Origin of the sequence: Veillonella sp., assembly GCF_015058545.1 — a bacterium.
In the GTDB taxonomy this organism is placed as follows: Bacteria; Bacillota; Negativicutes; order Veillonellales; family Veillonellaceae; genus Veillonella_A.
The window spans coordinates 1-6703 of sequence record NZ_SVCB01000096.1 but is presented as its reverse complement, the minus strand read 5'-3'; the positions used below and the strand labels follow the sequence as shown (position 1 = coordinate 6703).

Annotated in this window: 9 protein-coding genes; all 9 read left to right on the top strand. The window is 47.4% G+C overall.

Going from position 1 to position 6703, the window contains the following annotated elements; translation table 11 throughout:
- Nucleotides 1-482 (top strand): molybdopterin cofactor-binding domain-containing protein (locus E7204_RS06430; protein WP_295182887.1); only part of this gene is annotated, 482 nt, incomplete at its 5' end.
- 53 nt (nucleotides 483-535) lie between these two features.
- The gene (gene yqeC / locus E7204_RS06425; protein ID WP_021841596.1) at nucleotides 536-1294 is read left to right on the top strand and encodes a selenium cofactor biosynthesis protein YqeC; all 759 of its coding nucleotides are present in this window, start codon (nucleotides 536-538) and stop codon (nucleotides 1292-1294) included.
- 13 nt (nucleotides 1295-1307) lie between these two features.
- Nucleotides 1308-1919, top strand: coding sequence for a nucleotidyltransferase family protein (locus E7204_RS06420; protein WP_295182885.1), 612 nt, complete (start codon nucleotides 1308-1310; stop codon nucleotides 1917-1919).
- Nucleotides 1916-2764: a selenium-dependent molybdenum cofactor biosynthesis protein YqeB gene (gene yqeB / locus E7204_RS06415; protein ID WP_295182882.1), complete on the top strand. Its 849-nt coding sequence runs from the start codon at nucleotides 1916-1918 to the stop codon at nucleotides 2762-2764. The genes E7204_RS06420 and yqeB overlap by 4 nt, the downstream gene beginning before the upstream one ends.
- A gap of 19 nt (nucleotides 2765-2783) precedes the next feature.
- On the top strand, nucleotides 2784-3500 hold the full coding sequence (locus E7204_RS06410) for an XdhC family protein (RefSeq protein WP_295182880.1): 717 nt from the start codon (nucleotides 2784-2786) through the stop codon (nucleotides 3498-3500).
- A gap of 2 nt (nucleotides 3501-3502) precedes the next feature.
- On the top strand, nucleotides 3503-3817 hold the full coding sequence (locus tag E7204_RS06405; RefSeq protein ID WP_021841592.1) for an XdhC family protein: 315 nt from the start codon (nucleotides 3503-3505) through the stop codon (nucleotides 3815-3817).
- A gap of 124 nt (nucleotides 3818-3941) precedes the next feature.
- Nucleotides 3942-4760 carry a diadenylate cyclase CdaA gene (cdaA, locus tag E7204_RS06400; RefSeq protein ID WP_295182878.1) on the top strand — a complete coding sequence of 273 codons (819 nt, stop codon included), beginning with the start codon at nucleotides 3942-3944 and terminating at the stop codon, nucleotides 4758-4760.
- Nucleotides 4757-5713 carry a CdaR family protein gene (locus tag E7204_RS06395; protein WP_295182876.1) on the top strand — a complete coding sequence of 319 codons (957 nt, stop codon included), beginning with the start codon at nucleotides 4757-4759 and terminating at the stop codon, nucleotides 5711-5713. The genes cdaA and E7204_RS06395 overlap by 4 nt, the downstream gene beginning before the upstream one ends.
- Nucleotides 5697-6703, top strand: a 1007-nt coding sequence (locus E7204_RS06390) for an FAD-dependent protein (RefSeq protein WP_366483591.1), incomplete at its 3' end; no start/stop codon positions are given. The genes E7204_RS06395 and E7204_RS06390, both read left to right, overlap by 17 nt.

Below are 6703 nucleotides of genomic sequence, written 5' to 3'. Positions count from 1 at the left end.
TCGTCGGTTTTGCCACCTGGGGCAGCCACACATCGCCGCCGCCTTTCATGGTAGGCATTGCGGAAGTGAGCGTCGATACGGAAACGGGTCAGGTAACACCGCTTGATTATTATGCCGTAGTAGATTGCGGCACGGTGGTGAATCCGAAGCTTGCCAAAGTGCAGGCGGAAGGCGGTATCGTGCAAGGCATCGGTATGGCTTTGACGGAAGAAATTAACTATTCGAGCACGGGCCGTTTAGAAACTAATAATCTGATGCGTTATAAGATTCCGACGCGCCTCGATATGGGAACGCTCCATGTAGATTTTGTAGAATCGCATGAGCCGACCGGGGCTTTCGGTGTGAAATCTATCGGCGAAGTAGTCATTAACACATCCTGTCCGGCCATTCAAGGGGCCATCTTAAATGCTTGCGGAGCAGAATTAACTACATTACCTATGATTTCAGAAAAGGTATTTCAGGCCTTGATGGCGAAACAATAAAAGGTAGGTATTTAATTTCGAGCCAAATGTGCTCGTACTGAGGAGGAACGGCCATGATGATTCAAGCTAAACATTGGAATTCGTTGATTGAACCGGGGATTACAGCCATTGTAGGGGCTGGCGGTAAGACAACTGTATTGTCTAAATTGGTAGAATATGCAGGTTTAATAGGACAACCGACATTAGTTACGACGACTACCAAACTGTATGAATCTCAGGTAGCTTTGTGGAATCCCTATTACGGGACTGATTTTAATGATGCGGAAGACGCATGTCACAAAGCTATGCAGCGGGGACGGTGTGCAGCTTGGTTCAGCGGTGTGGACGGCACCAAAGTAACCTCATTGAAGCCCCAGGCTATTGATGCGATGTACATGGTACATCCAAACTGGCAAATTTTGGTTGAAGCGGACGGTGCTAAAGAAAAATGGGTGAAAGCACCAAAAACGACGGAACCGATTATTCCATCCAAAACGACGACTACCATCGGGGTAGTCAATTTACAAATGCTCGGCACCGAACTTACGGAGGAACATGTTCATAATTTAGGTGCGGTAGCGCAGATTATGGAACGTGCCGAAGGGGCCGTAGTAACGCCATCCATGTTGGCGCGGTTGGTACTGCATCCGCAAGGTTTGTTCCAGTACAGCCAAGGTAAGCGAATTTTATTCTGTACCGGCTATGATACGGTGCAACATCGCATTATCGATTCCTTCCTTGACGCCTTAGCGGACAGCAAATTCTCCATGATTGTTTTGGCCGACGGTTATAAAGCCAGCTGTGAAATTGCCCGTGTTATTCAGTGGCAATAATTAGGAATACACAATGGAAATTGATGTAGTTATTTTGGCGGCGGGGCTCAGCCGCCGCATGGGGACCTCCAAAGTCTTGTTGCCATGGCGCGGAGGTACTCTCTTAGAGGCCGCCTGTCAGGTATACAGCGGCTTGGGAGGCAAACAAATCGTAGTTATAGGGGGAGAACGGGCAGAGGAAGCGGCACGCATAGCAAATGCATGTGGCTTTACTGCTGTTTATAACGAAGAACCGGAAGCGGGACAAAGCCGTTCCTTGGCTGTGGGAATCGCCGCCTTGGCCGATTCTGCAAGACCGGTGCTTTGTGCCGTGGCGGATCAACCGCTCATGACGAAAGAGGCTGTAAGGCAAATGCAAGCCGTTTACAGTCAACTTGACTCAAACGATAAGCCCATTCTGTGTCCTTTATACGGACCAAATAAAGAAAGGGGTAATCCGGTTATTTTTTCACCTGATTGGAAAGACGCTTTACAACAGTTAGTGGGGGATGAAGGGGGTCGCCGTCTGATTCGCGGGGCGGCTAAAGAGTATGTGCAATTTATCGAAATTTCAGAACCTATCGGCGTCGATGTAGATACGCCGTTTGAATATGAACAGTTGTATAATAGGCGAGGAAAAATATGAAACCATTAATATTAATGCGCAGTGGCGGCGATATTGCCTCCGGTTGTGTGTATCGCTTACGCCGCGCCGGTTTTCCTGTTGTGATTAATGAATTACCGATTCCTACGATGATTCGTCGCAAGGTGTGTTATGGGGCGGCTGTGCATCGCGGGGAAGTTTTATTGGAACGTTACGTGGCGCGCCATGTAACTTTGGCGGAAGCTAAAGCTATTTTGGAACGCGGCGAAGATATAATACCGGTAGTGACTGAGGACTACCGAACAGTATTGGAGGCCTTGAAGCCGGATATCGTGGTGGATGCCATTTTGGCTAAACGCAATGTAGGCACGCGCAATGACGATGCGCCGCTGGTAATCGGTTGCGGACCGGGCTTCACCGCCGGTGATGATGTAGACGTCGTAGTGGAAACTATGCGCGGTCACACGTTGGGCCGTTGTATTTATGACGGTTCCGCCTTACCGAATACGGGCGTGCCCGGTAATGTAGGCGGTTATACCATTGAGCGAGTTATGCATTCCCCGTGCGACGGCTTGTTTACGGCTCGCCGTCATATCGGTGAAGAAGTGGAAGCCGGTGAAACCATCGGTTTTGTGGATGGCACACCGGTTGTATCGCAGATTGCCGGCATTTTGCGCGGCGTTTTGGCATCCGGTTTGATGGTAACGAAGGGCTTTAAATTGGCCGATGTGGACGCCCGTTGCGAGAAATCTCACTGTTATAGCATTTCCGATAAAGCCTTGGCGGTTGCCGGCGGCGTTATGGAAGCTATACTGGCGTTTTTGTATGAAGAATCTAAAAAGCAGACGGGCCATAAAGTAATGTCGTCCGATATAGATTTACATTAAGGTAGAATTTGAGGTTTTTATGAGTTTATATGATGTAATTGAAAAGCGTTTGTCACAAGATGAAAAATCAATCATGGTGACTGTTTTAAGTGGTGAACGACAAGGAGATAAAGTATTGTATAGTGAAAAAGGCGAAGTGGTATATGGTGATGCGGTAGATGGCATCTGCATCAATCCGGAACAACGCCCCGAAGTATTGAATTTGGGAGCTATGAAATGCTTTGTGCAACCGGTTGAAAAAGATCCGGAAGTATTAGTGCTGGGTGCCGGCCATGTGAGCCGCTGTATTGCGGATATGTTATTATTTATCGGCTGCCATGTGACCGTAGCCGATGACCGTCCCGAATATTTACGGCCCGACTTTTTTGATGAACGCGTTCGTCGTCAATGCATTGACTTTAATAATTTGGCAGCGAAATTGCCGCTTAACAATTATAAGGGCATTATCATCGTTACCAGAGCTCATGAATACGACAGTATTTGCCTTCATCAGGTACGTCATTTGGTTGATGCCACCTATATGGGCATGATGGGCAGTCATAAACGGGTATACCATGCCTTTGAAGTATTAAAAGAAGAGGGCTGGACCCAGACAGAATTAGATAAAATTTACGCACCTATCGGCTTGTCTTTGGGGGCACAAACACCGGAAGAAATCGCATTATCTATTGTAAGCGAATATCTGGCAGTAACTCGTGGTCATAAGGGCGGTTTCTTATCGGAAGGAGAAAAGTAAGTATGAAACGAGAATTTGTCCGCTATTTACAGGGACATGAGAAAGATACCTTGGCGATTGCCACAATTTTGCAGACGCACGGGTCTACACCGCGCAAAGCGGGCACCACGATGGTGGTACATCCGGACGGTTCCATTTTCGGAACTATCGGCGGCGGTCGGGCGGAAAACGAAATCCGTTTGAGTGCCTTAGAGGCTCTTAAGTTAAAAGAAGCACATCGTCGAATTATGGTTGATTTGAATGATGATGCCGCTGTTAAAGAAGGCATGGTTTGCGGCGGTAACCTGGACGTTTGGATTGAAACGCAGAATGTATAATCCGCTGTAATTCTTGGTTATCAAATTTACAGCACTCTCAAAATAAGGTAAAATAAAAGAGTACCTGTGCGTCAGCGCAGTGTACTCTTTATTTATTTGTGAACCTCCTGAGGAGTGGTTATATATGATGGCACAGTTGCAAGGTTTAATTGAAACATTCCGCTTCGGTGACTTAGTCGATATTTTATCGGTAGCGGTTTTATTATATTATCTATATAAACAAATTAGAGACACCCGCGCTATGGCGCTGTTAAAAGGTCTTATCGTACTTGGTCTTATTAATGTGGCCAGCCGTTTCTTTGATTTACACGTTATCAGCTGGTTGTTGCAGCAAGGGATGACGGTCTTATTGGTTGCGTTGCCGGTAGTATTTCAGCCGGAATTGCGCCGTGCGTTGGAACGATTGGGCCGTGGACGACTTTTTTCAAAATCACAAGAGGTGAGTGAAGTTGAAATCGATACTTTAGTGAATGAAGTAATGGCGTCGGCGAAAGTCATGTCCCGTGATCGCATCGGTGCGTTAATCGTATTTGAACGTGAAGTGGGGCTCGGCGAAATCATCGATACGGGCATCGAGATTGACGGTAAGGTGTCTAGAGAACTTTTAAATAACATATTTATTCCGAATACACCGCTTCATGACGGTGCCGTTGTTATTCGCGGCAACCGCATTATGGCGGCGGGCTGTTTGTTACCGTTGACGCAGGATCGCTCCTTAAGTACTGAATTGGGGACGCGTCACCGTGCGGCTATAGGCCTCAGTGAACAGGCTGATGCGGTAGTACTCGTTGTGAGTGAAGAAACCGGTAAAATTTCCTATACTTACGGCGGTCATATTTACCGTCATTTACCGGAAGAACAATTGCGCGAATCCTTGCGTGCCTTCATGGAACGTCCTAAGAACGCGTTGTCCTTCTTGAAGAAATGGAGGGCTAAAAAATGATGCGTTTTATTCATAAAATTCAAGGCCATTGGATGGCTAAAATTTTGTCCCTCTTAGGTGCCATTTTATTGTGGTTCTTTGTAATGAAGGAACAAAATCCGATTGTGGATATTAATTACACCGTGCCGGTGCAAATGCAGAATTTGAACTCCCAGTATGTTGTTGAAAATATTCCGTCGGAAGTGCATATCCACTTGCGCGGACCGCGTAATTCCATCTTAGCTATTAATCAAAGCACCCTTAAAGCGTATATGGATATGGGGGATGTGGCACCGGGGCAGCAAAATATTCAGGTGCAGTTTACCCCGCCTTCCGGGGTGAGCCTCGTGAGCATGACGCCGGATTCGGTGAATGTAAACGTGGATGAATATACCTTGCGTGAAGTGCCCGTAGAGGTACAACAGCTCGGTAAAGTTCTGGAAGACGTGGCCATTAAATCCATTAACACGGTGCCGAAAGTGGTAACCGTAAGTGGTGCGAAACAGCAAGTTGATGCGGTAGCCCATGTGGTACTGCGCGTTAAAATGAATGATCGCCGTGCTGATTTTACTGCCTCCGGTATGATGGTGGCTGTTGATACAGCGGGCAAGGCGGTAGACAATGTAACAATTACGCCGCGCCAAGGGCAGGCTCAAATTGACTTGGAGCAGATTCGTTTTGAGAAAAACTTACCGGCCGTGGCCAATTTAACCGGTACCTTGAGCAATGAGTATGCCGTTAAGAGCGTTACCGTAGAGCCGCAACAAGTTCTTGTGAGCGGCAAAGAAGGGGTCATTAAAGACCTCACCGAAATTCGTACCATCGACATTCCGCTTAACGGCCAAGTTGCCAATATTGAAGGGGACTATGATTTAGTATCGAATGAAAACTATACGGCAACTCCGGCGAGAGTGCACGTAATTGTAGAAATCGTCAAAAAATATTTAGGAGACACTAATGCTCAGAATAATTAATTTTCGAGTGGATGTAAAAAATAAAAATCCCCTGGAAGCCTTACTTGTTCATAAATTTCCTGTCTTAAAAGATCAGATTCAAGAGATTCATGTAGTGAGACGAGCCGTAGATGCTCGTAAAAAACCGCATATTACCTTCGTGTATACCTTGTTCGTGGCGGTGCAGAACGAAGCGGCGGTTATGAAAAAGCTTGGCCGTGATAAAAATGTGAGCACCATGGAGCCTATCGAACCGGAGCCGATTGTACATGGCGAGCAGGTTTTAAAAGAGCGCCCGGTGGTGGTCGGCTTTGGTCCGGCCGGTATGTTGGCAGCTTTTTACCTCGCCCGTGAAGGCTATCGCCCCATTGTATTGGAGCGCGGCCAAGACGTCGATCAACGTTCGCAAGATGTGGAAACGTTTTGGCAAACCGGTGAATTCAAAGCGGAATCGAATGTACAATTCGGTGAAGGCGGTGCCGGTACTTTCTCGGATGGTAAATTAACCACCCGCGTTACCCATCCGCGACTCCATGAAATCGCCAAATATTTTGTGCAATTCGGGGCGCCGCAAGAGATTCTTTATAAACATAAGCCTCATGTAGGGACGGACGTACTGCGTGGCATGGTAAAAGCCATGCGCGAGCAGATTATCGCCTGGGGCGGTGACGTTCGCTTCGGTGCGAAACTTACCAAACTTCAACTGGCAGATAATCAGGTGGTAGGCGTTGAAGTGAATGATGAAGAAATAATTCCTACGAGCCTGGTATTGGCCGGTGTGGGTCACAGTGCTCGCGATACGTATGAGATGCTTTATAATACGGGCATTGCCATGGAAAGCAAACCCTTTGCCGTAGGCGTGCGTATCGAGCATCCGCAGTCCATGATCGATATTTCGCAGTACGGCATTGAGCCCGCTGAATTGGGCCTGGGGGCGGCGGAATACTCTGTTGTCTACCATGATAAAGAAACAGGCCGTACGGCGTATAGCTTTTGTATGTGCCCGGGCGG